Source organism: Pantoea sp. GbtcB22 (assembly GCF_019091025.1).
Lineage (GTDB): Bacteria > Pseudomonadota > Gammaproteobacteria > Enterobacterales > Enterobacteriaceae > Pantoea > Pantoea leporis.
Window position 1 is genome coordinate 1 of sequence record NZ_JAGXKB010000201.1, and the last position, 272, is coordinate 272.

General features: G+C 38.2%; 1 protein-coding gene. It reads left to right on the forward strand.

What is annotated here, in order from left to right:
* The coding region (locus KVT28_RS25145) for a hypothetical protein (protein ID WP_217550888.1) at window positions 1-233 on the forward strand (233 nt) is incomplete at its 5' end.
* Window positions 234-272: the final 39 nt, after the last annotated feature.

Below are 272 nucleotides of genomic sequence, written 5' to 3' on the forward strand. Positions count from 1 at the left end.
GGATTGTAGAGGTACAACCGAAAGAGGAAGACTTTACCTGCAGGTGCAGCAATGGCTTGGGAGATAGCGAACTCCATCAGTACGAATGCTGGAGTGAATATTTTCATGATTGCGGATTGAATAAAGATGGTAGATGTTTGCTGGATTTACAGGAAATAAAATCTGAATTTGAATATAATGGATGGGTAAGATTCCGTTTACTATTTATATGTTTGACATCCGGCGTATGCTAATATGCAAAGGCTAGAATAGAACGGAGTCAAATTTTTGAT